The sequence below is a fragment of the Streptomyces sp. NPDC006259 genome (genome assembly GCF_042870975.1).
Classification (GTDB): Bacteria; Actinomycetota; Actinomycetes; order Streptomycetales; family Streptomycetaceae; genus Streptomyces.
Genome location: NZ_JBIAHY010000001.1, coordinates 1369065 through 1393759, shown reverse-complemented (window position 1 = coordinate 1393759; position 24695 = coordinate 1369065). Strand labels below are relative to the sequence as shown.

Genomic DNA, 24695 nt, shown 5'->3' with positions numbered 1-24695 from the left:
CATGTGAAGAGAGAACCCCGCCCCCCTCAGGGAGGCGGGGTTTTCTGTCGTCCGCCACGGATTTCTCCGTCGTCCGTCGTCCGTCACGCGAGAGCGCGCGGTCCCGTGCTGGACCGTTCCGTCAGACGGGGCGGCAGCAGGGTCGCCTCCGGCACCTCGGTGCCCGCCAGCTTCGTCATCAGCAGCTCCACCGCCCGCGTGCCCACCTCCGCGGACGGCAGGGAGATGGAGGTGACGGGCACTCGCAGGCTCTCGGCGAGTTCGTCGGGGCAGATCGCGGTGACCGACAGATCGCCGGGGACGCGCAGGCCCAGCTGCTCGAAGGCGTCGACCAGTGGTTCCAGGACCGCCTCGTTGTGGACGACCACCCCGGTCAGCGCGGGCTGCTCCCGCAGGAGCTGTTCGGCGACCCGGCGGGCGGCGGCGGGCGTGGCCTCGCAGGGGTGCACGGCGGAGGCGAGCCCGGCCCGGTCCGCGGCCGCCGTGAAACCCTGCACCACCCGCTGCGCGAACGCCGTGCCCCGCACATACACCTCCGGCGGCGACCCGACGAGCGCCACCACCCGGTGCCCGAGCGCCGCCAGATGCTCCACGCAGGCCTCGCCGGCCGCCCGGAAGTCCAGATCGATGCAGGTCAGGCCCACCGCCTCGGAGGGGAACCCGATCATCACGGACGGCAGATCCAGGGAGCGCAGGAGCGGCAGCCTGGGGTCGCGGAGCTGCACGTCCATCAGGATCAGGGCGTCCACCAGCGCGGTGTCCGCGACCCTGCGCAGTCCGTCCTCGCCCTCCTCCTGCGTGAGCAGCAGTACGTCGTGGTCGTGGCGCCGGGCGGCCGTCACCACCGACACCGCGAACTGCATGACGACCGGGACATGCATGCCGGACCGCAGCGGCACCACCAGCGCCAGCACGTTGGAGCGGCTGCTGGCCAGGGCGCGGGCGCCCGCGTGCGGACGGTAGCCCAGCTCGCGGATGGCCGCCTCGACGCGCCGCCTGGTCTCCTCGGAGATCGGACGCTTGCGGCTGAGGGCGTACGACACGGTGCTGGGGGAGACCCCGGCGCGCCGGGCCACATCGGTGATCTTCACCATCGGTCCAGCTCCAGGGTGAGGAACCCGGTGCCCGCCCCGGCGTTCGCCAGCCGGTCCCCGGCCGCCAGTGCCCACGGGGCCGACGGATCACCGGCGGAGGCCCGCAGGGTGTCTCCCTCGCGGACCACGGTGAAGACGGCCTCGCCGACCCGCACCGTCACCTGCGCGCCCCGCCGCAGACCGTAGGCCCGCAGGGTGACCCCGTCGGCGTGCGCGTAGTCGGGCCGGTCGGCGTGCGCGCCCACCGCGAGCACCGCGCCCGGCCGGACCAGCAGCGGCACGCTCATCACGTCGTGCCGCTCGCGCACCCAGCGCGGCCCGGTCACCGTCCGCCCGGTGAGGTAGTGGGTCCAGTCGCCCTCGGGCACGTAGTAGGTGACGTCCCCCTCGTCGCTGAAGACCGGTGCCACCAGCAGGTCGGGGCCGAGCATGTACTGCCGTTCCAGGTGGGCGCAGCCGGGGTCGTCGGGGAACTCCAGGAGCATGGCGCGCATGACCGGCGTGCCCTCCTCGTGGGCCACGCGCGCGGCCTCGTACAGGTAGGGCATGAGGCTCAGCTTCAGCCGGGTGAAGTGCCGCAGCACGTCCACCGACTCCTCGTCGAACAGCCACGGAACCCGGTACGACGAGCTGCCGTGCAGCCTGCTGTGCGAGGAGAGCAGCCCGAAGGCCAGCCACCGCTTGAACAGGGCGGGCGTCGGGGTGCCCTCGAATCCGCCGATGTCGTGGCTCCAGAAGCCGAACCCGGACAGGCCGAGGGACAGCCCGCCGCGCAGCGACTCCGCCATGGAGGCGTAGGTCGCCTCGCAGTCGCCGCCCCAGTGCACCGGGAACTGCTGGCTGCCGGCCGTCGCCGACCGCCCGAAGACCACGGCCTCGCCCTCGCCGCGGTGCTTGCGCAGCACGTCGAAGACGGTCCGGTTGTAGAGGTACGTGTAGTAGTTGTGCATCCGTTCCGGGTCGGAGCCGTCGGACCACTCCACGTCGAGGGGCACCCGCTCGCCGAAGTCGGTCTTGAAGCAGTCGACGCCCTGCGCGAGCAGCGCCTCCAGCTTGGCCGCGTACCAGTCGCGGGCGGCGGGGCTGGTGAAGTCGACGAGCGCCATGCCCGGCTGCCACAGGTCCCACTGCCAGACGCCGCCGTCCGGGCGTCTCAGGAGGTGTCCGAGGGCCTTGCCCTCCGCGAACAGCGGGGAGCGCTGGCCGATGTAGGGGTTGATCCACACGCAGACGCGCAGGTCCTTCGCCTTCAGCCGGGCGAGCATCCCCTCCGGATCGGGGAACACCCGCGGGTCCCACGTGAAGTCGCACCACTGGTGCTCCCGCATCCAGAAGCAGTCGAAGTGGAAGACGGACAGCGGCAGTTCGCGTTCCCGCATGCCCTCGATGAAGGAGGTGACCGTCTCCTCGTCGTAGGAGGTGGTGAAGGAGGTCGACAGCCACAGGCCGAAGGACCAGGCGGGCGGCAGGGCCGGGCGGCCGGTGAGGGCGGTGTACTTGCGGAGGATCTCCTTCGGTGTGGGGCCGTGGATGACGTAGTACGTCAGCTCCTGGGTCTCGGCGCTGAACTGCACCCGCGACACGGTCTCCGAGCCGACCTCGAAGGAGACCTTGCCGGGGTGGTCGACGAAGACGCCGTAGCCGGCGTCCGTGAGGTAGAACGGCACGTTCTTGTAGGCCTGTTCGGTGGCCGTGCCGCCGTCGGCGTTCCAGACGTCGACGGCCTGGCCGTTCCTGACCAGCGGGCCGAACCGCTCGCCGAGGCCGTAGACGCTGGTGCCGACGCCCAGGTCGAGCTGTTCGCGCAGATAGTGGGCGCCGGTCGCGTCCCGCAGGATGCCGAGGCCCTTCGGGCCGCTGGAGGTCAGTGCCCGGCCGTGGGCGAGGAACTCGACCCGCCAGGGCCCGGAGCGGGAGACCCGCACCGACAGGGCCCCGGAGGTGAGGGTCGCGGACCGGTCGTCGTGGGAGATCCGCGGGGTGGTGCCGGCGCCGGTGAGGCCGAAGGCGGGCTCGCGGGACCGCTCGCCGGTGAGGTGGGTCAGGGTGACCCCGACGACGTCGGGCATCGGGGTGTGCGCTCTGATCGTCAGGACCGGTCCCGTCATGAGGTCGCCGCGCGAGCGGATGGGGCGGGTGGGGGCATGGATCTCCAGGGCGCCGTCCGCGTCGGTGACGTCGAGGACCTGGGCGGGGTGGGCGGCTGTGACGCCCTCGCGCAGCAGCCAGTAACCATCGGTGAACTTCACGTGGGGGGTCCTTACTTCACGGCTCCGACCGCGATGCCGCGGGTGAGCGTCCGCTGGAACACGAGGAAGAAGACGAGGGCCGGGAGGATGCCGAGGAGGGCGGCGGCGTTGGTCATCGTGGCGTCCATCAGGCGCTGGCCCTGGAGGACGCCGAGGGCCACCGACACCGTCTGGTTGTCGTTGGAGACCAGCATGACCAGCGGGAGCAGGAACTCGTTCCAGGTCCAGAGGAAGAAGAAGACCATCAGGACGCCCAGCGTCGGGCGGCTCACGGGCACGACGATCCGCCACAGCACCTGCCACTTGTCCGCGCCGTCGATTCGCGCGGCCTCGATGATCTCGCGGGGGAACCGGCCCAGCACCGACGACAGCAGGTACGTGCCGAACGCCGCCTGGACGACGGTGAACACGATGATCACGCTGAGCCGGGTGTCGTACAGGCCGACCTGCTTGGCGAGGTAGTAGACGGGGTAGACCAGCGCCTCCTGCGGCAGCATGTTCGCCAGGACGAAGAAGGCCAGCAGCCAGGTGCGGCCCCTGATCCGGCCGATGCCGATCGCGTACGCGTTCAGCACCGACAGGACGACCGCGAGGACCGCCACCGAGCCGCTGATCACCACCGAGTTGACGAGCTTTCGGCTGTAGTCGACGCGCTCCCAGAAGTCCTTCAGACCGTCCAGGTAGAGGCCGTCCGGGAGGCTGAGCGGGCCGCCGCGGGAGTACTCCGCCGGGGACTTGACCGCGTTCACCGCGACGATCAGGAACGGCACGATCATGAAGAGGGCGGCCAGGCACAGGGCCACCAGGACGGGGTAGCGGCGTAGGGCCCTCCTCATGCGCGCACCCCTTCCTCGGCGTCCTCGGCACGGGTCTGGAGCTTCAGACCGGCCAGCGAGAGGACGAGGATGATCACGGTCAGCACGGTGGAGATCGCGGCACCGTAGCCGGCCTGGGTCTTCTCGAAGAACATGGTGAAGGAGAAGTAGGACGGCACGTTCGTCGCTCCGCCCGGACCGCCCTTCGTCAGGACGTACACCGCGCCGAACACCTTCAGCGCGGCGATCGTGCACCACGTCAGCACGACGTGGATCTCCGGGCGGATCTGCGGGAGCGTGATGTGCGCGAAGCGGCGCCACCAGCCCGCCCCGTCCAGCTCGGCCGCCTCGTACAGGTGCGGGTCGACCCGCTGGAGGCCGGCCATGAAGACGACCAGCGGGAAGCCGAGCTGCACCCACACCATCACGCCCATCACGCTGTACAGGGCGAGGTCGGGGTCGCCGAGCCAGTCCTGCCGGAGGCCGCCGAGCCCGACGGCCTTCAGCAGCTCGTTGAGGGAGCCGTCGTCCGGGGCGAGGATCCAGCTCCAGACGATGCCGGCTACCGCGACGGGCAGCACCTGGGGGAGGTAGAAGCAGGCCCGCAGCACGGCGGCGGTCCGGGGACCGAAGTCCTTGCCGACGTGGTCGAACAGGGCGGCCGCCAGGACCAGTCCGAGGGCGGTGGGGACCGCCGCCATCGCGACGACCATGAGGAGGCTGTGCCGGAAGGACTCCCAGAACTCGGCATCGTCCGTCAGGGCGCGGTAGTTGGCGAGACCGGACCACTCGGGGGCGCCCACCCCCTGCCAGTCGGTGAAGCTCACGCCCGTGTTCATCAGGAACGGGACGACGACGACGGCGAGGAAGGCCAGGGCGCCGGGGAGCAGGAACAGGGCGTACGAGTCACGGGTGCCGGGCGCCTTCATCGCTTCGGCACGCCCTTGTCGTACGCCTCCTGCAACGCGTCCAGGTAGGCGTCCGGATCGGTGCTGCCGGTGAGGAGTCTCTGTGTCTGGGAGACGAGGACGTCGTAGAAGCCGGGGACCGGCCAGTCGGGGTAGAAGGCGAGGCCGTCGCGGTCGGACACGGTGTCGAACTGGGTGATGAGCTGCTTGGCCCTCGGATCGGTGACGGCGGCGGCGTCCGCCGCGACCGGGACGCCGCCCTTGTTGCCGAGCAGGTTCTGGATCTTCTTCGACAGGGTGATGTCGATGAAGTCGTAGGCGAGGTCCTTGTTCTTCGCGTTCTTGGGGACGACCCAGAGGTTGCCCCCGGAGCCCGGCGTGAGCCGGGTGTCCGGCCACAGGGTGGTGCCCCAGTCGAAGGCCGCCTCGTCCTGGAAGCGGCCGTACCACCAGCTGCCGGAGAACAGGATCGGCGCCTTGCCCCGGAGGAAGGAGACACCGGCGTCCTCGGCCTTGGCGCTGGTGGAACTCTTCGCGATGTAGCCCTTCTCCACCCAGTCGGCGAAGGTCTCGGCGGCGTATGTCCAGGCCGCGTCGTGGAAGTCGGCCTCGCCCTTGTACAGCTCGTACGAGTCGACCCAGGCGCGGTCGGCCTTGGAGAGGGCGAGCTGGTAGACGTACTGCTGGGCGAGGTACTCGGCGCCGGAGTTGGCGAGCGGGGTGATGTCGTTCCCGACGAAGGTGTCCATCGCCGCGACCAGGTCGTCGAAGGTCTTCGGTTCGGACAGCCGGTACTTCGCGAACAGGTCCTTGTTGAAGTACACCATCGCGTACTCGGCGTAGTTGGGCACCCCGTACCAGTTGCCGGAGCCCATCACGCCGCTCTTGTCGTACTGGCTGGTGGTGCGCACCCCCGGGCTGAGCAGCTTGTCCCAGCCGCGCTTCGTGGCCTCGGCGGACAGATCGGTGAGCAGCCCTTGCTGGGAGAGCAGGCCGGCCGTGGCGTTGCCCTTGTTGTACTCCATCAGGTCGGGGGCGTCGGAGGAGTTCAGGACCATGGGGGCGGTCTTCTGGATCTGGTCGAAACCCTTCTCCTCGAACTTCACCTCCACGCCCGGGTGCCGGGCCTCGAACTCCTTGATCGCCTCCGTCCAGGCGACACCCATCGCGCTGTTCGGCGCCTCGTAGTGCCACAACCGCAGCGTCCTGGCGTCGGCGGAGCCGCCGCCGTCGGAGCCGCCGCAGGAGGCCAGCGTCAGCGCCCCCGCGAGGACCGCCGCCGCACTCGCCACCACACGCCTTCGTGCCGTCAACATCCTGTGCCTCCGGGGGAGTCGGATGGTTCTCTCGGGCAGGAACTCTCGTCACGCGGGGTGCGTCGAACCCGTTCGATGCGTGACGTCGAAGCGCTTCGACGGGCGAAGGTAGGTGTCTGCCGTGGGCACGTCAATGGGGCGTACGGGATTCGGCCGGGGCCGGACGGGCCGGTCCGGGGGTGTCGGGACCGGGCGTCTCGGAACTGGGCGTCTGCGGTCCGGGCGTTTCGGGACCGGGCGTCTGCGGTCCGGGCGTCTCGGCACCCAGCGTGTCCGAAGCGGGCGTCTGCGGTCCGGGCGTCTCGGCACCCAGCGTGTCCGAAGCGGGCGTCTCCGGATCGGGCGCATCGGCACCCGGCGTCTGCGGACCCGGCGTCTCCCGTGAGGCCCCCCGGACCGCCGTCAAGGAGATCAGCAGGGCCGTCCCCGCCGCGAGCACTGGTATCCCGTAGCCCGCCTGCGGGGACACGTGGTCGGTGACCCAGCCGCCGGCCGCGCTGCCGCAGGCGATGCCGCCGAGCAGCCCCGTCACGGCCAGGGTCATGCCCTCGTTGAGGCGGCCCTCAGGAGTGCGCTCCTGGACCAGCGCCATCGTGGTGACCATCGTCGGCGCGGTCGCCACCCCCGCCACCAGCAGCGCCCCGGCCAGCAACGGCAGCGAACCGGCGACGGCCGCCGCGAACAGGGGCAGCGTCAGCAGGACGGTCATCGCGGCCACGCTCCACGGATGCCGCCGCGCGGCCGGCCCCGTCGGCCGCAGCGCCCCGAACGCCAGTCCCGCCGCGCACGATCCCGCCGCCTGGAGCGCGAGCACCACGCCCGCCGCCGCGGCGTGCCCCCGCGCCTCCGCGAACGCGATCGTCACGACCTCCGTCGCCCCGAAGACCGCCCCCAGCGCCAGACAGCAGACCAGGAGCGGGGCGACGCCGGGCGCGCGCAGCGGCGACGACCCGGCCGCCGTACGGGGACGGGGCGGCGGCTCGGTCGCGCGCTGGGCGGCGAACACCAGGATCCCGGTCACCAGCAGCACGGCCCCGGCCAGCGTGCCGGCCTCCGGGAAGAACGTGCCGCACAGGAAGGCCGCGAGGACCGGTCCCAGCATGAAACACAGCTCGTCGGCGGCCTGTTCGAAGGAGTTCGCGGTGTGCAGTGCGGCCGGGTCGCCCTGGAGCAGATGGCTCCATCGGGCGCGGGACATGCCGCCGGTGTTGGGTGTGGTCGCGGTGGCGGCGTACGCGGCGAACAGGGTCCAGTCCGGGGCGCCGCCGCGCACGCACAGCTCCAGCGCGAGGCTGCCGAGCACCGCGAGCAGCGTGGCCGGTACGGCGATCCGGGCCTGCCCGTACCGGTCGACGAGCCGCGCGATCCAGGGCGCGACCAGCGCGGTCGCGGCGAGCCCGGTCGCGGTGACGGCACCGGCGAGGGCGTATGAACCGCGCGTGCCGGCGATCATCACGACCGCGCTCACGCTGAACATGCCCATGGGCAGGCGGGCCATGAGGTTCCCCGCGGTGAAGGCGCGGGCGCCGGGGACGGCGAAGAGGCGGCGGTAGGGGTTCGGCTGCGGCATGGCCCCACCGTCGCCCGCGGCCGATCAACGGGTCCAACACCTGTTCGGAGCCGATTCACGCACCCCCGTTGTAAATTCGCCGGATGCCCGCTCACCTCGACCCCCGTCTGCTGCGCGCCTTCCTCGCCGTCGCCGAGGAACTCCACTTCACCCGCGCCGCGGCCCGCCTCTACGTCGCCCAGCAGGCCCTCAGCCGGGACGTGCGGCGGCTGGAGCGCGAGCTGGGTGCCGAGCTGTTCCTGCGGACCACCCGGCAGGTGACGCTGACGGCCGACGGCGAACGGCTGGTGCCCCACGCGCGCGAGGTGCTCCGCGCGCTGGACGACCTGCGCGCCGCGTTCGGTCCGGCCCGCGCGCTGCTGGTCGACCTCAACTCCCCTGGGCTGGCCACCGGCCGCAGGGTGCTGCACCGGGCCCGTGAACTCGCCCCGGAGCACGAGCTGATGGCCCGCTTCGAGAGCGGTCTGACCGGCGCGGCCGTGGAGATCGTCGCGGGCCGGCTCGACGCGTCCTTCGGCCGGTACGCGGGGCTGGATCCGGCGCTGCGGGCCCGGCTCGACCACCAGCTCGTGCGCTACGAGCCGATGGCGGTCCTGCTGCCCGAGGGCCATCCGCTGGCGTCGGCGGCGGAGGTGCCGCTGTCCGCGCTGGCCGGGGAGCGGGTGTACGCGGGCGCGGGCAATCCGCGGACCCCGGAGTGGACCGACCTGGCCCGACTCCTGTTCGAGGGACGCGGCATCGAGATCGCGCCGCCCGTCCCGCTCGCCGTGGGGGAGGAGGAGTTCCGGCGGATCATGGCCAAGGAGCCCTCTCCCATCCTCGCGGTAGTAGGTTTTCCGGCCATGCCTGGAGCGGTGCTGCGGCCGCTTGTCGACCCGGTGCCGCTGTCCCCCGTGTCGTTGGTGTGGCGAAAGGGGCTGGTCCATCCGGCGCTCGATGTCCTGCGTCGGGCGGCGGTCGAACTCGGGTTCGCAGAGGGCTGGTTGGAGCCTCCCGTCAAGGGATGGATTCCAGCCATAGACATGAACATGGCGAGTACCCATAAAAGAGACATCACACACATCGGCGTCACGGCTGCGCTAGATTCGTCGCCCTGAGCACGCTGGGTCATCGGGGGTGCGCTGACCGGGTGGGGGCCCGGTTCCGTCGGCATGTGCTCGCCGTCTCAGACGCACCCAGAAACCGATCCGTGGTGTCCCGTGGGGGGAAACGCGCACGTGAAGAATTGGCGGGAAGATGCCCAACCGGAGTGGCCGGAAGCGGCATCGCCGACCGGAAACGTACCGGCCGTGGAAGGAGACGCCCAGGCGTTTCCCGACGGCTTACGGCAGCCCGTGAGGGGCGGATCGGGCGACCGCGCCCCGGACGTGCTCCCGGACGCCGGTGCCGCCGGGGGCAGTGGAGCGGCTGCGGCGGCACTCGCGGATCAGGACGATCCCGGGCGAAACGGCAAGCCGCCGTCCTCGAACAGCCTTTCCGAAAACGAACGCTCGAGCGGCGGACTCCGGGACCCCTGGGAGGAGACCGGCGAAGCGTCCCTCCTCCTCCCCGGCCCGCGGTCGGAGGGCAACGACCCCGACGAGGTGACCGTCCAGCTCGACTCCCCGCACCGGGAGCCGGGCGCGCGCGCCGACGGCCCGGACGCCTCCGACGCACCGGTGTTCGTCGACGAGTCCGGCCGCCGCAGCCGCACCTTCCGGCGGATCGGCATCGCCGTCGGACTCGGCTGCGCCGCCTACGCCGTCGTCATCGTCGCCACCCTCCTGTCCGGGAACGCGGGCGCGCCCTGGCTGCCGGTGCCGGGCCAGAAGGACGACGAGCCGGCCGCCCAGGTCGACATCTCGGACGAAACCGGCTCCTCGCTCACCCCGACCCCGCCCGGCTTCGCGGCGCCCGGCCACCCCGGCCACCCCGCATCCGCGCCCGCGTCGCTCCCGTCGGGCAAGGGCGCGGCGCCCCGCGCCTCCGGCAGCGCCGCCGTGCTGCCGAGCGGGTCCGCCGCCGGCCTGCCGCGGGCCCTGCCCAGCGACTCCGCCCGGCCCAGCCCGGTCCTCACCAGCGCGCCGCCGGCCCCCGCGCCCAGCAGCCAGGCCGCGTCCCCTTCGCCGCCCCCGCCGCCCCCGCCGGTCAGCGCGGAGCCCACCCCGCCGCCCTCGCCCTCCCCGGGGGGAGGCGCGGGCACCGATGTGGCGGGAGGTGCGGTGGATCCCGTGGTCACAGGGTCGGAACCGGGCTCGGGGTCGGGGTCGGGGTCCGGCTCGGGCTCGGGCTCGGGCTCGGGTGAAGAGACCGGTACCGCCGCGGCCTCGGGTGCCGACCCCGGCACCGGTTCCCCGCCCGAGCCGGGCCCGTCCCCGTCCTCCGCCTCGCCCGCGTCGCCCGCCTCGTCGTCGACGTCGGCCTCGTCATCCGGTGCCGATCAGGCGTCCGATCCGGCCGTGGTCTCCGGCGCGAACGTCTGACCCCCGTCCGGCCTCGCCGGCCGTCTCCGCGCACCCGCGGAACGGCCGGCCGATCCGCCACGCCGTCCGCTCCTCGCCGCACCCGGCGACGGCCGGCCCGAGGCCCCGCCCCGAACGCCCGTCGACGCCCGCCCGCGCGGCACCGACCCCGCCGACGCACCCGTACGGCCGTCGGACCCGGCGCCACCCTCCTCCGGCGCGCCCACCGCACCATCGGCCACCCTCCCCGCCCGGCGCCCGGCCGGCCCGTCCTCGTCCCCGAAAGAACGTCCCTCATGGCTCCACGCAGCAGCCGGCACACGACCCGACGGTCCGCCGGACACCCCGCCCGCCCCTCCCACGGTCCGGCCCCGTCCGCGTCGGACGACGGCGAACAGGGCGGCGCACCGCGGCCGCCCGCGGCCGGACACCGTTCCGGCCGGAGCCGGCCGCGCGGCCGCCGGATACCGGCACCCGGCCGGACCCCGGCCGGAGGCGACACCCCGGCCGGCGCCGCCCGCAGGCGCCTGCGGCCGCCCCTGCGGCTGCGCCATCTGCTGCCCCTGGTCGTGCTGTTCGCGATGATGGCGATGCTCCTGCTGCGCGGCTACGTGCACAGCGAGGTCCTCGCCGACTACCGCGTCCGCCCCGACGCCGCCGCCGACCGGGTGCCGCAGGAGATCCTGGACGGCGGCCCCGTCGTCGACACCCGCGGCGGACAGGCCACCAGCCTCGACGTACCGGACCACCGGATCGTCCTCACCTTCGACGACGGCCCCGACCCCCGCTGGACCCCGCAGGTCCTCGACGTCCTGGAGAAGCACCACGCGCACGCCGTCTTCTTCATCACCGGGACGATGGCCAGCCGCTACCCGGACCTGGTGCGGCGCATGGTCGACGAGGGCCACGAGATCGGGCTGCACAGCTTCAACCACCCCGATCTCTCCTACCAGTCGAAAAGGCGCATGGACTGGGAGCTGACCCAGAACCAGCTCGCCCTCACCGGCGCCGCGGGCATCCGCACCTCCCTCTTCCGCCCGCCGTACTCCTCCACCGCCTCCGCCCTCGACAACAACACCTGGCCGGTGACCCAGTACGTCGGCAGCCGCGGCTACCTCACCGTCCTGACCGGCGACGACAGCGAGGACTGGCGCAGGCCGGGCGTCGCGCAGATCATCCGCAACTCCACGCCCACCGACGGCCGGGGCGCCATCGTCCTGATGCACGACTCCGGCGGCGACCGCAGCCAGACGGTCCGGGCGCTCGACACCTACCTGCCCCGGCTGGCGCGGCAGGGCTACACGTTCGAGAACCTCACCGAGGCCCTCGAAGCGCCCAGCGCGCACACCAGGGTCACCGGCCTCGGCCTGTGGAAGGGCCGCGCCTGGACCGCCCTGGTGACGGCCGCCGACGACCTCACCGGCGTGCTCGTCGTCGGCCTCGCCGTCATCGGCTTCCTGGTCTTCGCCCGCTTCGGCCTGATGCTGCTGCTGTCCGCCGTCCACACCCGGCGCACCCGCCGCCCCGACTTCGTGTGGGGCCCCGACGCGCCGGTCACCGAGCCGGTGTCGGTGCTGGTCCCGGCGTACAACGAGGCCAAGTGCATCGAGAGCACGGTCCGTTCGCTGGTCAGGAGCGACCACCCCGTCGAGATCCTCGTCGTCGACGACGGCTCCAGCGACGGCACCGCCCGCATCGTCGAGGACCTGGGCCTGCCCGGCGTCCGCGTGGTCCGCCAGCTCAACGCCGGCAAACCGGCCGCCCTCAACCGGGGCATCGCCAACGCCCGGCACGACCTCATCGTGATGATGGACGGCGACACCGTCTTCGAGCCGTCCACCGTGCGGGAGTTGGTGCAGCCCTTCGCCGATCCGCGCGTCGGCGCCGTCGCAGGCAACGCCAAGGTCGGCAACAAGGACACCCTGATCGGCGCCTGGCAGCACATCGAGTACGTGATGGGCTTCAACCTCGACCGCCGTATGTACGACGTCCTGCGCTGCATGCCGACGATCCCCGGCGCGGTCGGCGCCTTCCGCCGCACCGCCCTCGACCGGGTCGGCGGCATGAGCGACGACACGCTTGCCGAGGACACCGACATCACCATGGCGCTGCACCGCGACGGCTGGCGGGTCGTGTACGCGGAGAAGGCCCGCGCCTGGACGGAGGCGCCCGAGTCGGTGCAGCAGCTGTGGTCCCAGCGCTACCGCTGGTGCTACGGCACCATGCAGGCGATCTGGAAGCACCGCCGCGCCCTGCTGGAGAGGGGTCCGTCGGGCCGCTTCGGCCGGGTCGGCCTGCCCCTGGTCTCCCTGTTCATGGTGGTGGCCCCGCTGCTGGCGCCCCTGATCGACCTGTTCCTGGTCTACGGACTGTTGTTCGGCCCGACGGGCAGGACCATCGCCGCCTGGTTCGCCGTCCTGGCCGTCCAGGCGGCGTGCGCGGCGTACGCGTTCGTCCTGGACCGGGAGCGGCTGACCCCGCTGATCTCCCTGCCCCTGCAACAGCTCCTCTACCGCCAGCTGATGTACATCGTCCTGCTCCAGTCCTGGATCACGGCCCTCACCGGCGGCCGGCTGCGCTGGCAGAAACTCCGCCGGATGGGCCAGGTGGCGGCCCCGCCCGCCGAGGAACCACGGCCCGCCGTGCGCGAGGAGGCGGCCCGATGAGCACGCACCCCTTCGGCCTTCCGACCCGGACGCCTCCCGAGGCCGGCCGGGGGACGGAGGCGTCCCGCGAGGTGGAGGAGGGACGGGAGGTACAGCGGAAACCGGCCTCCCGTGACCGCTACTTCGATCTCCTGCGCGCCGTCGCCCTCTTCCGCGTCGTCTTCTACCACCTCATGGGCTGGGCCTGGCTGCCCGTCGTCTTCCCCTCCATGGGCGTGATGTTCGCCCTGGCCGGCAACCTCATGGCCCGCTCCCTGCGCCGCCGACCCGCGATCGACGTCGTCCGCGGCCGGCTCCGCCGCCTCCTGCCGCCCCTGTGGCTGCTGGGCGCGGTGGGCGTCACCGGCATGCTGCTGGGCGGCTGGGGCCCGGACGAGGAGGGCCACCCCGTCTGGTGGTGGCTCCACCTCGCCTTCTGGATCCTCCCGCTGAGCGACCCGCCGTACGGCGAGGGGCTGCCCGGCGTCCAGGGGCTGATCGGCGCGGACTGGGCGGTCGCCGTCGGCGTACCCCTGTGGTATCTGCGCGCCTACCTCTGGTTCGTGCTGCTGTCCCCGCTGCTGCTGCGCGCCCTGCGGGCCGCGCCCTGGCCGACGGTGCTCTCGCCGGTCGCGCTGTCGGCGGCCCTGGAGTTCGGCGCGTTCACCGTCCCCGGCTGGCGGCTGGAGGCCGCGCTCAGCGACGTCGGCGCGTTCGGCGCGTGCTGGCTGCTGGGCATGGCCCACCAGGAGGGCGTCCTGCGCCGGCTGCCGCGGTACGTCGTCCCCTCCCTCGCGCCGGTGGTGGCGTGCATCGGCCTCTGGTACGCCGTCGCACAGGACCTCAGGGAGGGCCACGACCTCGACGACATGCCGTTCGCGCAGTCCCTGTGGTCCTTCGCCGCCGTCCTCCTCCTCCTGCACCTCAGCCCCGCCTGGCGGGAGTGGCCCCGCCGGCTGCGCCGCTGGGACCGTCCGATCACCCTGCTCAACTCACGGGCCGTGACGATCTACCTCTGGCACAACGTGTGCATCGTGGTCGTGGAGTCGCTCTGGGACCACCTGTGGAGCATCGGCCTCCTGGAGACGGATGCCCACTGGATCCTGGTGAGCCCCTGGCCCCAGCTGCCGGCCGTCTGGCTGCTCACCGCGGGCTGCGTCGTCTGTTTCGGCTGGGTGGAGGACCTGGCGGCGGGACGACGCCCGAGGATCTGGCCGGACGGACGCCCGGGAGCCCATCGGGCCTGACCTCTCATCCCGCCCTCGCGCGAGGTGAGAGCAACGTTCCCTTCCGGTCACCCACAGCCACAGGCCGGAAACGCGCCCTCCCTACCTTCGGGACTCATCACCGCTCATCCCCGCGAAACACCCGAGCCCCGGAGCACGTGGAGGCGTCAATGACAGCCCCTGGTACAGCCCCCGCACCCCCGACCGACCCGAACGCCGCCTCGGCCCCCTCGAAGAAGAGGAGCCGCTGGATCGAGGAGTGGGACCCGGAGAACGAGGCCTTCTGGAACGCCAAGGGCGAGAAGATCGCCCGGCGCAACCTCCTCTTCTCCGTCCTCTCCGAGCACATCGGCTTCTCGATCTGGACCCTGTGGTCGGTGCTGGTGCTCTTCATGGGCCCGGAGTACGGCCTCACCCCCGCCGACAAGTTCCTGCTCACCTCCGTGGTGACCCTCGTCGGCGCCGTCGTCCGGGTGCCGTACACCTTCGCCGTCGCGGTGTTCGGCGGCCGGAACTGGACGATCATCTCCGCCGCCATGCTGCTCATCCCCGCGACCGCCGCGTTCACGGTGATGGAGCCGGGCACCTCGTTCAACACCTTCCTCCTGGTGGGCCTGCTGGCCGGCGTCGGCGGCGGCAACTTCGCCTCCTCGATGACCAACATCAACGCCTTCTTCCCGCTCCGCAAGAAGGGCTGGGCGCTCGGCCTCAACGCCGGCGGCGGCAACATCGGCGTGCCGGTGATCCAGCTGATCGCCCTCGCCGTCATCGGCGCCGGCGGCGGCCCGCGCGTGCTGCTCGGGATCTACATCCCGCTGATCATCGTCGCCGCGTCCCTCGCCGCGCTGTACATGGACAACCTGGCGTCCGTGAAGAACGACACCGGCGCCGCCGTCGACGCCGCGAAGGACGCCCACACCTGGATCATGGCCTTCCTCTACGTCGGCACGTTCGGGTCGTTCATCGGATACTCCTTCGCCTTCGGCCAGGTGCTCACCAACCAGTTCGGCCGTACGCCGCTCCAGGCCGCCTACCTCACCTTCATCGGCCCGCTCCTCGGCTCCCTCATCCGCCCCGTCGGGGGCTGGCTCGCCGACCGGTACGGCGGGGCCCGCATCACCCTCTACAACTACGTCGGCATGGCCGCCGCCACCGCCCTCCTGGTCTTCGCCAGCATGCGGAAGTCGCTGCCGCTGTTCGTCTGCGTCTTCGTCGTCCTCTTCGTCCTCACGGGGCTCGGCAACGGGTCGACGTACAAGATGATCCCCGGCATCTTCCAGACGAAGGCCGTCGCGAAGGGACTCGTCGGCGAGGAGGCGGCCGCCTACGGACGCCGGCTCTCCGGCGCCTCCATGGGCCTCATCGGAGCCGTCGGCGCGCTGGGCGGCGTCGGCATCAACCTCGCCTTCCGGCAGTCCTTCCTCTCCTACGGCACCGGCACCGGCGCCTTCGTCGCCTTCCTCGCCTTCTACGGCGTCTGCTTCCTGGTCACCTGGGCCGTATACCTTCGCCGCCCGGCCGGGCGCATCACCGCCTCCGGCACCGCATCCGAGGCGAAGCCGCAGCTCAGCTACGCCGAGGTATGACGTAACACTGGCGACACGAAGCCGAACCGAGCCTGTCACGCACCCTTGGCAGGCTCGCTCGGCATGTAGGGCCATACGACTCCACTGCGGGACGAGAGTGATGTACGAGCAGCAACAGCAGCGACCGGACCACACCCCGGACGGCCAGGCCGCCGAGCAGCACGGGCCCCTCGCCGGCTTCACGGTGGGGGTGACCGCCGCGCGCCGCGCCGACGAGCTGGGAGTGCTGCTCCAGCGGCGCGGGGCGGCGGTGCTGCACGCGCCCGCGCTGCGGATCGTGCCGCTCGCCGACGACGGCGAACTCCTCGCCGCCACCAAGGACCTCCTCGACCAGGCGCCCGACGTCGTGGTGGCCACCACCGCCATCGGCTTCCGGGGCTGGGTGGAGGCCGCCGACGGCTGGGGGCTCGGCGAGCAGCTGATCGCCCGGCTCGGCGGCGTCGAACTGCTCGCCCGCGGGCCGAAGGTCAAGGGCGCGATCCGCGCCGCCGGGCTCACCGAGGAGTGGTCACCGGCCAGCGAGTCGATGGCCGAGGTCCTCGACCGGCTCCTGGAGGAGGGCGTCGAGGGCCGCCGCATCGCCGTCCAGCTGCACGGTGAACCGCTGCCCGGCTTCGTGGAGGCGCTGCGGGTCGGGGGAGCGGAGGTCGTGGGCGTGCCCGTGTACCGGTGGATGCCGCCGGAGGACATCTCGCCCGTCGACCGGCTGCTGGACGCCGCCGTCTCGCGTGGACTGGACGCGGTGACCTTCACCAGCGCGCCGGCCGCGGCCTCGCTGCTGACCCGCGCCGAGGAGCGCGGGCTGCTGCCGGAGCTGCTCGCCGCCCTGCACCACGACGTGCTGCCCGCCTGCGTCGGCCCCGTCACCGCGCTGCCCCTCCAGGCGCGCGGGGTGGACACCGTCTCGCCCGAGCGGTTCCGGCTCGGACCGCTGGTGCAGCTGCTGTGCAAGGAACTGCCGGGCCGGGCCCGCGCACTGCCCGTCGCCGGGCACCGGGTGGAGATCCGGGGCCACGCCGTTCTGGTCGACGGCTCCCTCCGGCCCGTACCGCCGGCCGGGATGTCCCTGCTGCGGGCGCTGTCACGGCGGCCGGGCTGGGTGGTGCCGCGCGCCGAGCTGCTGCGGGCGCTGCCCGGCACGGGGAAGGACGAGCACGCCGTCGAGACGGCGATGGCACGGCTGCGGACCGCGCTGGGGGCGCCGAAGCTGATCCAGACGGTCGTGAAACGGGGGTACCGGCTGGCGCTGGACCCCGCGGCCGACGAGAAGTACGCCGACGGCTGAGGGGTGACGGCTGACGGGTGACGGGTGAGCCGGGGTCCGTGCGGACGTCGCGGGGCTGCCGCCCCCGGACCGGCCCCCGCCCCCGCCCCCGGCCCGAGCGGCCTCCTCCTCGAACGCCGGACGGGCCGGCAGGCGCGGGCCCGGCACCGGGAAGGGTCCCGGTCAGGCCGGAAGACGGCCCCGTCCAGGGGGTTTCCGCGAACCGCCCCCACCCGCCACTGTGAAAGGCGACGCTTCCCCCTCGCAGCCTTTCCTCGGTGGTGACAGGCACATGGCACTGGGCACGGGCACTCCCCCCTACGACCTCCGCTTCGACGCCGGGCGGATCTGCCTGGACCTTCTCGCCACCGCCCACCCCCTCGAACGCCTCGACTCCCTCCCGCCGTTGTGTGCCTGGATCCACGGGTCCGGTCTCGTGCCGCCCGGTACCCCGCTGTCCCACGCCCGCCCCACCTGGCCGCCCGCCTTCCGGGAACTGCGCGGCAGCGTCCGCCGGTTGGTGTCCGGGTGGCTCACCGGCGAGGCCCGGCCGGTGCACGGCCCCGCGCTCGCGCACGTCAACGCCGTCGCCCGTACCGCACCCCCGGCCCCCCGCGCCGTACGCGCGCCGGACGGCGCTCTGGTGCGGGAGTTGGACGGGGACCCGGAGTGCGCGGCGCTGCTCGCGGTGGTCGCGCGGGACGCGGTGGAGCTGCTCACCGATCCCCTCGCGCGGGCGGCCCTGCGGCAGTGCGCGGGGGACAACTGCCCGATCGTGTACGTCGACACGTCCCGCGGGCGGCGTCGGCGCTGGTGCTCCAGCGAGGTCTGCGGGAACCGCGAACGGGTCGCCCGACACCGCCGGCGCGCGGCGCTCGCGCGCGCCTGAGCGGTGCCGTGCGGCAAGTGGGCTGTCCGCTATGGGGTGTTCGTGACCCCACGGTCGACGTGATTTCGCTTACACGCCGTTTACCTTCGCCCATCGCCGGGCAGGGCGCCGCGACTTCCCGGCTGTGGGGGAAATGTAAAGAAAAAGGGACGGGAATGTGCCTCCATGTTCCTCTTGTCACGTCGACTCGCGGAAATCTGTCCCTCCGGTTTGAACACTCTCCGGACCGCATCCGTACCGGTGGGGGAGCGACCGACTCGGGGGAACCCCCGGACACCGGAGGTGGGCGTGCGCAAGGATGCGGCCGTGGCCAATGAACGTGGATCGAGGGCCCGACATCGCATGTCCCAGCCCTCGGAGCCTGATGAGGAGCTGATGCGTGCTCTGTATCGGGAGCATGCCGGACCCCTGCTCGCCTATGTCCTGAGACTGGTTGCCGGTGACCGGCAGCGCGCCGAGGACGTCGTGCAGGAGACGCTCATCCGTGCCTGGAAGAACGCCGGTCAGCTCAACCGGGCGACCGGATCGGTACGCCCCTGGCTGGTGACGGTCGCGCGTCGCATCGTCATCGACGGCCACCGCAGCCGGCAGGCCCGGCCGCAGGAGGTCGACCCGTCGCCGCTGGAGGTCATCCCCGCGGAGGACGAGATCGACAAGGCGCTGTGGCTGATGACGCTGTCGGACGCTCTCGACGACCTGACCCCGGCCCACCGGGAGGTGCTCGTCGAGACGTATTTCAAGGGGCGTACCGTCAACGAGGCGGCCGAGACGCTGGGCATACCCAGCGGCACCGTGCGCTCACGGGTCTTCTACGCCCTGCGGTCGATGAAGCTGGCTCTCGAGGAGCGGGGGGTGACGGCGTGATGAGTGTTTACGGGGGATTCGGAACGGGTGGTTCGGGTATGTCTGGCCCCATGCAGGGATCTATGCAGGGATCTCCGAGCCCGAGCGAACACGAGACCGTGGGCGCCTACGCCCTCGGGATTCTCGACGACGCCGAGGCAACCGCTTTCGAGGCGCATCTCGCCGGGTGCGAGTGGTGCGCCCAGCAGCTCGACGAACTCGCCGGGATGGAGCCGATGCTGGCCGCGCTCGCGGACCTGCCCGGCGCCGGGACCCCCGCGATCGGTGAGTCCCTGTCCGCGAAGCCGGGCCCGCGACTGGTCGAGAAGCTCGTCGTCGAGGTGTCCGACCGCCGCGCCCAGAAGCGCCGGCGCAGCCTCTACATGATCGCCGCCGGCGTCGCGCTGGTCATCGGCGGACCGCTCGTGGCCGTGGCGGCCGGCGGTGGCGACGACAGCGGCGGCACCGGCATCGAGGCGGGCGTGAGCCCCGCGAAGTCGGCCTTCGAGACGCTCTCCGACAAGGTCACCGGCACCGACCCGGGCACCAAGGTCACCGCGACCGTCGCCATGGGCGAGAAGGCCTGGGGCACCGAGGCCGTGGTCGAACTGAAGAACGTGGCGGGCCCCAACAAGTGCTCGCTCATCGCCGTCGGCAAGAACGGCGAACGGGAGACCATCTCGTCCTGGTCCGTCCCGTCATGGGGCTACGGCCTGCCCAATGCCAAGACCGATCAGGCCAAGAACCCGCTCTACGTCCAGGGCGGCGCCGCGTTCACCCCGAACGAGATCGACCACTTCGAGGTCATGACCTTCGACGGAAAGAAGCTCGTCCAGGTCGACGCGCCGTAGCTTCCAGGGGCCCCCTTCGCGTACGGTTGACGGCTGCCCAGCACGTCAGAAGGGGGCCCGGTGGCCGCTCAGGCTCAGCAGGAATCCGCGGTCGACTCGGTTCAGGACCACTCAGTTCGTGACCGTGAGATCAGCGTCGAACAACAACACCTGGACCGGGTGTACCGGCGCCTCGAGGAGAAGATCCACGAGGCCGAGTTCCTCATGCACGACGCGGCCCGCCGCGGCCAGGTCGGCACGCCCGGCGCCCTGGCCGAGCGGGACGCGCAGGTGTTCCGGGCGGGGGTCCACCTCAACCGCCTCAACAACGAGTTCGAGGACTTCCTCTTCGGCCGGATCGACCTCCTCCCCGGCAAGGACGGCAAGAAGGGACCCGACGGCGCCTACACCGCCGTGGAGCCCGCCGAGGGCGCGATCCGCGCCGACAACACCGCCGACATCGCCGAGACGCTCCACATCGGACGCATCGGGGTCCTCGACGAGGAGTACGCCCCGCTGGTCATCGACTGGCGGGCGCCGGCCGCCGCGCCGTTCTACCGCTCCACACCGGTCGATCCCGGCCGGGTCGTCCGCCGCCGGGTCATCCGGTCCAAGGGGCGCCGCGTCCTCGGCGTCGAGGACGACCTGATGCGCCCCCAGCTGACGGCCCGCCTCGACGGCCGGGAGCTGCCCGTCATCGGCGACGGCGCCCTCATGGCCGCCCTCGGCCAGGCCCGCAGCCACACCATGCGCGACATCGTCGCCTCCATCCAGGCCGAGCAGGACATGGTCATCCGTGCCCCCGCCGCCTCCGTCACCTACGTCGAGGGCGGCCCCGGCACCGGCAAGACCGCCGTCGCCCTGCACCGGGCCGCGTACCTCCTCTACCAGGACCGGCGCCGGTACGCGGGCGGCATCCTGATCGTCTCCCCGACCCCGCTGCTGGTGGCGTACACCGAGGGCGTCCTGCCCTCCCTCGGTGAGGAGGGCCAGGTCGCGATCCGCGCCATCGGCTCCCTCGTCGACGGCATCGAGGCCACCCTGTACGACTCCCCGGCGGTGGCCCGCGCCAAGGGGTCGTACCGCATGCTGAAGGTGCTGCGGAAGGCGGCGCGCGGGGCGCTCGAAGTGGGACGGCCCGGTGAGCCGACCGGACAGCTCGCGTTCGGGGAGGACGACGACGGCCGGCCGGCCGTCCCCGCCGGTCCGCCCGACCGGCTCCGCGTCGTCGCCTTCGGGCGGCGGCTGGAACTGGAGGCCGCCGCCCTCGGCCGGATCCGGGAGAGCGCCCTCAGCGGCACCGCGCCGGTGAACCTGCTGCGCCCCCGCGCCCGCAAGCTCCTCCTGGACGCCCTGTGGGAACGCTCCGGCGCGTCCGGCCGGCACAGCGACCCCGAACTGGCCGCCGAGCTGCGCTCCTCCTTCGACGAGGACGTGACGGGCGAGGACTCCTTCATCGCGTTCCTCGACGCCTGGTGGCCCGAGCTGACCCCGAAGTCGGTCCTCGCCGCCATGTCCGACGAACGCCGGCTCGGGCGCTGGGCCCGCCGGATCCTCAACCCCGGCGAGGTCCGCAAGGTCGCCCGCTCGCTCAAGCGCGGGGGCCACTCGGTGCACGACATCGCGATGCTCGACGAACTGCAGTCGATCCTCGGCGCCCCGGCGCGCCCCCGCAGAAGACGCGAACTCGACCCGCTGGACCAGCTCACCGGCCTGGACGAGCTGATGCCGGTCCGCGAGGAGACGCAGCGCGAGCGGGCCGAGCGCCTCGCCCAGGAGCGCACCGAGTACGCGCACGTCATCGTCGACGAGGCCCAGGACCTCACGCCGATGCAGTGGCGCATGGTCGGCCGCCGCGGCCGGCACGCCACCTGGACGGTCGTCGGTGACCCGGCCCAGTCCTCCTGGTCCGACCCGGAGGAGGCGGCCCAGGCCCGTGACGAGGCGCTCGGCAGCCGCCCGCGCCGTCGCTTCCGGCTCACCGTGAACTACCGCAATCCCGCGGAGATCGCCGAGCTGGCCGCGAAGGTGCTGGCGCTGGCCATGCCCGGCGCCGAGTCCCCGTCCGCCGTGCGGTCGACGGGGGTCGTCCCGCGTTTCGTGGCGGCGGACAAGGCGCCCGGCACGGCGGTGGCGGACACCCTGGGCGGGACCGTCCGCGCGGAGGCCCGGCGTCTTCTGGACCGGGTCGACGGCACCGTCGGCGTCGTCGTGGCCATGAACCGCCGCGAGGAGGCCCGGCGCTGGCTCGCCGGGCTCGGCGACCGGGTCGTGGCCCTCGGCAGTCTGGAGGCCAAGGGCCTGGAGTACGACGCGACGGTGGTCGTCTCCCCGGCCGAGATCGCCGACGAGTCCCCGGCCGGCCTGCGGGTGCTGTACGTGGCCCTGACCAGGGCGACCCAGCAGCTGACGATCGTCTCGGCGGACCGCGACGAACCCGACGAGAACGGTCTGCCCGATCTGCTGAGGGACTGACGGGGGCCGGTCGGGAACTGATCCGGGGCCGGTCGGGCACTGATCGGAGGCCGGTCGGGGACTCGCCGGGGACGGGATTCCCGAGAACTTCCCGCACGGGAATGGTCTTCCGGCATCCGTTTGTTAGCCTGGGTGTGACACCGGCTCGATCCAAGCCCCCGGGCCCAACCTTCGTCGCTACGAGCGACCACTTGCCGCGAGGCGAGCATGGCGGGTCGGTGTCATAGACAGACGGAAGAGGTCCACGTCATGTGACGTGGACCTCTTTCGTTGTGAACTCAACGTTCGCAACCCGGGGTGGCTAACGCCTACCCGGCAGTAGGTGCGACGATCGGACGGCATCCAGCGTCACAGGTGAAAGCAGAGGAAGTCGGCCATGGCAACGGCGCCCAGCGTCTCCTACTCGATGACGGTCCGGCTGGAGGTGCCCGCGAGCGGAACCGCGGTCTCCCAGCTCACCGGGGCCGTCGAGTCCCACGGAGGCTCGGTGACCGGCCTCGACGTCACGGCTTCCGGCCACGAGAAGCTCCGCATCGACGTCACGATCGCGGCCACCTCCACCGCGCACGCCGACGAGATCGTCGAGCAGCTCCGCGGCATCGAGGGCGTCACCCTGGGCAAGGTCTCCGACCGTACGTTCCTGATGCACCTCGGCGGCAAGATCGAGATGGCGTCGAAGCACCCGATCCGCAACCGCGACGACCTGTCGATGATCTACACGCCGGGCGTGGCCCGCGTCTGCATGGCCATCGCCGAGAACCCCGAGGACGCCCGCCGCCTCACCATCAAGCGCAACTCCGTTGCGGTCGTGACGGACGGCTCGGCCGTGCTGGGCCTGGGCAACATCGGCCCGATGGCCGCCCTGCCGGTCATGGAGGGCAAGGCCGCCCTCTTCAAGCGGTTCGCCGGCATCGACGCCTGGCCGATCTGCCTGGACACCCAGGACACCGACGCGATCGTCGAGATCGTCAAGGCGATCGCCCCCGGCTTCGCCGGCATCAACCTGGAGGACATCTCCGCCCCCCGCTGCTTCGAGATCGAGGCCCGGCTGCGCGAGGCCCTCGACATCCCCGTCTTCCACGACGACCAGCACGGCACGGCGATCGTCGTCCTCGCCGCCCTGACGAACGCCCTGCGTGTCGCGGGCAAGGCCGTCGAGAGCATCCGTGTCGTGATGTCCGGAGCGGGCGCGGCCGGCACCGCCATCCTCAAGCTGCTGATCGCGGCCGGCGTGAAGAACGCCGTCGTCGCCGACATCCACGGCGTCGTGCACGCGGGCCGCGAGGACCTCGTCGACGCGGCCCCCGGCTCGGCGCTGCGCTGGATCGCCGACAACACCAACCCCGAGGGCCTCACCGGCACGCTGAGGGAGGCCGTGCGCGACGCGGACGTCTTCATCGGCGTCTCCGCCCCGAACGTCCTGGACGGCGCCGACGTGGCCGCCATGGCCGACGACGCGATCGTGTTCGCGCTCGCGAACCCCGACCCCGAGGTGGACCCGGCCGTCGCCCGTCAGACGGCCGCCGTCGTCGCCACCGGCCGCTCCGACTTCCCGAACCAGATCAACAACGTGCTGGTCTTCCCGGGTGTCTTCCGCGGCCTGCTGGACGCCCAGTCCCGCACCGTCAACACGGAGATGATGCTCGCGGCCGCGAAGGCCCTCGCCGACGTGGTGACCGACGACGAGCTGAACGCGAACTACATCATCCCGAGCGTCTTCAACGACAAGGTCGCCGGCGCGGTGGCCGGGGCCGTGCGGGACGCGGCGAAGGCCGCCGGGGCCACGGTCTGAGGCCCCTGGCCTGCGGGGGCTGTGAGGATCGCCACGACGTGCCATGAAACCGGCGCGTCGTGGAACCCGGTACACATGACCGCCCTCTATGGTAGGCGGCCAGTCAGTGGCGCTTTTCGTGTGACTCCCAAGGGTGTTCTCACGACTCCTGCGGGTGCCGGATTGGCTTTCCCGCCGCAGGTGGGGGCAGGATGCGTCTCTGGGCGCGAGGGTCCGACAAGGGACCCGGTCCGGGGACTGTCCGAGGACCCTGGCAGCATCGGCTTCGCTGTGCCCAACATGCGGCTCCGCCGCGTGGCACGCCTCAACGGCAAGAAGAACACGGGAGTAAGAACATGAACCGCAGTGAGCTGGTGGCCGCGCTGGCCGACCGCGCCGAGGTGACCCGCAAGGACGCCGACGCCGTGCTGGCCGCGTTCGCCGAGGTCGTCGGCGACATCGTCTCCAAGGGCGACGAGAAGGTCACCATCCCCGGCTTCCTGACCTTCGAGCGCACCCACCGTGCCGCTCGCACCGCGCGCAACCCGCAGACCGGCGACCCGATCCAGATCCCGGCCGGCTACAGCGTGAAGGTCTCCGCGGGCAGCAAGCTCAAGGAAGCGGCCAAGGGCAAGTGACGCTCCGCTGAGAGCGCCGTGGGGTGACTGCGGGCCGTCTGTGACCGGTCGCGCAGTTCCCCGCGCCTCTTCGGACGCATCGGAACACGCCGATGGGGCGGCGACCCGGTACCGGGTCGCCGCCCCATCGGCGTG

The 24695-nt window shown here is 72.2% G+C and carries 18 protein-coding genes; 12 read left to right on the top strand and 6 right to left on the bottom strand.

Annotation, left to right across the window (positions count from 1 at the left end; all coding sequences use genetic code 11):
• Positions 1–83: 83 nt before the first annotated feature.
• From ACFYO5_RS05890 to ACFYO5_RS05865, 6 genes are all read right to left on the bottom strand, one after another.
• Positions 84–1094, bottom strand: a complete 1011-nt coding sequence (locus ACFYO5_RS05890) for a LacI family DNA-binding transcriptional regulator (protein ID WP_388704591.1) — start codon at positions 1092–1094, stop codon at positions 84–86.
• Complete coding sequence (gene yicI, locus ACFYO5_RS05885) at positions 1088–3343, bottom strand: alpha-xylosidase (protein WP_388704588.1); 2256 nt, start codon at positions 3341–3343, stop codon at positions 1088–1090. Before yicI ends, ACFYO5_RS05890 begins: the two co-directional genes overlap by 7 nt.
• 11 nt (positions 3344–3354) lie before the next feature.
• Positions 3355–4179, bottom strand: coding sequence for a carbohydrate ABC transporter permease (locus ACFYO5_RS05880; RefSeq protein WP_356569518.1), 825 nt, complete (start codon positions 4177–4179; stop codon positions 3355–3357).
• Positions 4176–5087: a carbohydrate ABC transporter permease gene (locus ACFYO5_RS05875; RefSeq protein ID WP_388704585.1), complete on the bottom strand. Its 912-nt coding sequence runs from the start codon at positions 5085–5087 to the stop codon at positions 4176–4178. The genes ACFYO5_RS05880 and ACFYO5_RS05875 overlap by 4 nt, the downstream gene beginning before the upstream one ends.
• Positions 5084–6382: an ABC transporter substrate-binding protein gene (locus tag ACFYO5_RS05870; RefSeq protein ID WP_388704583.1), complete on the bottom strand. Its 1299-nt coding sequence runs from the start codon at positions 6380–6382 to the stop codon at positions 5084–5086. The genes ACFYO5_RS05875 and ACFYO5_RS05870 overlap by 4 nt, the downstream gene beginning before the upstream one ends.
• 130 nt (positions 6383–6512) lie before the next feature.
• Complete coding sequence (locus ACFYO5_RS05865; RefSeq protein WP_388704580.1) at positions 6513–7952, bottom strand: MFS transporter; 1440 nt, start codon at positions 7950–7952, stop codon at positions 6513–6515.
• 83 nt (positions 7953–8035) lie between these two features.
• Between ACFYO5_RS05865 and ACFYO5_RS05860 the strand changes: the two genes are divergently transcribed.
• The 12 genes from ACFYO5_RS05860 (at position 8036) to ACFYO5_RS05805 (ending at position 24560) form a co-directional block, all read left to right on the top strand.
• Positions 8036–9049: a LysR family transcriptional regulator gene (locus tag ACFYO5_RS05860; protein WP_388704577.1), complete on the top strand. Its 1014-nt coding sequence runs from the start codon at positions 8036–8038 to the stop codon at positions 9047–9049.
• Between the two features lie 486 nt (positions 9050–9535).
• Positions 9536–10414, top strand: coding sequence for a translation initiation factor IF-2 (locus tag ACFYO5_RS05855; protein WP_388704574.1), 879 nt, complete (start codon positions 9536–9538; stop codon positions 10412–10414).
• A gap of 560 nt (positions 10415–10974) precedes the next feature.
• A complete protein-coding gene (locus tag ACFYO5_RS05850; protein ID WP_388704750.1) occupies positions 10975–13059 on the top strand; it encodes a bifunctional polysaccharide deacetylase/glycosyltransferase family 2 protein in 2085 nt (694 codons plus the stop codon).
• On the top strand, positions 13056–14285 hold the full coding sequence (locus ACFYO5_RS05845) for an acyltransferase family protein (protein WP_388704571.1): 1230 nt from the start codon (positions 13056–13058) through the stop codon (positions 14283–14285). Before ACFYO5_RS05850 ends, ACFYO5_RS05845 begins: the two co-directional genes overlap by 4 nt.
• A 149-nt stretch (positions 14286–14434) precedes the next feature.
• Positions 14435–15850: a nitrate/nitrite transporter gene (locus tag ACFYO5_RS05840; RefSeq protein WP_388704568.1), complete on the top strand. Its 1416-nt coding sequence runs from the start codon at positions 14435–14437 to the stop codon at positions 15848–15850.
• Positions 15851–15950: 100 nt separating this feature from the next.
• Positions 15951–17135: a uroporphyrinogen-III synthase gene (locus ACFYO5_RS05835; RefSeq protein WP_388704565.1), complete on the top strand. Its 1185-nt coding sequence runs from the start codon at positions 15951–15953 to the stop codon at positions 17133–17135.
• A 271-nt stretch (positions 17136–17406) separates the two neighbouring features.
• Positions 17407–18003 (top strand): CGNR zinc finger domain-containing protein, encoded by a 597-nt coding sequence (locus tag ACFYO5_RS05830; protein WP_388704562.1) that lies wholly within the window; start codon positions 17407–17409, stop codon positions 18001–18003.
• A gap of 342 nt (positions 18004–18345) precedes the next feature.
• Positions 18346–18867, top strand: coding sequence for a sigma-70 family RNA polymerase sigma factor (locus ACFYO5_RS05825; RefSeq protein ID WP_010039908.1), 522 nt, complete (start codon positions 18346–18348; stop codon positions 18865–18867).
• Positions 18867–19697 carry a zf-HC2 domain-containing protein gene (locus ACFYO5_RS05820; RefSeq protein WP_356569537.1) on the top strand — a complete coding sequence of 277 codons (831 nt, stop codon included), beginning with the start codon at positions 18867–18869 and terminating at the stop codon, positions 19695–19697. Before ACFYO5_RS05825 ends, ACFYO5_RS05820 begins: the two co-directional genes overlap by 1 nt.
• Before the next feature lie 60 nt (positions 19698–19757).
• Positions 19758–22151, top strand: a complete 2394-nt coding sequence (locus ACFYO5_RS05815; protein ID WP_388704559.1) for a HelD family protein — start codon at positions 19758–19760, stop codon at positions 22149–22151.
• Positions 22152–22527: 376 nt separating this feature from the next.
• Positions 22528–23943, top strand: coding sequence for an NAD-dependent malic enzyme (locus ACFYO5_RS05810; RefSeq protein ID WP_388704557.1), 1416 nt, complete (start codon positions 22528–22530; stop codon positions 23941–23943).
• Between the two features lie 335 nt (positions 23944–24278).
• On the top strand, positions 24279–24560 hold the full coding sequence (locus ACFYO5_RS05805; protein WP_004000874.1) for an HU family DNA-binding protein: 282 nt from the start codon (positions 24279–24281) through the stop codon (positions 24558–24560).
• The last annotated feature ends 135 nt before the right edge of the window (positions 24561–24695 follow it).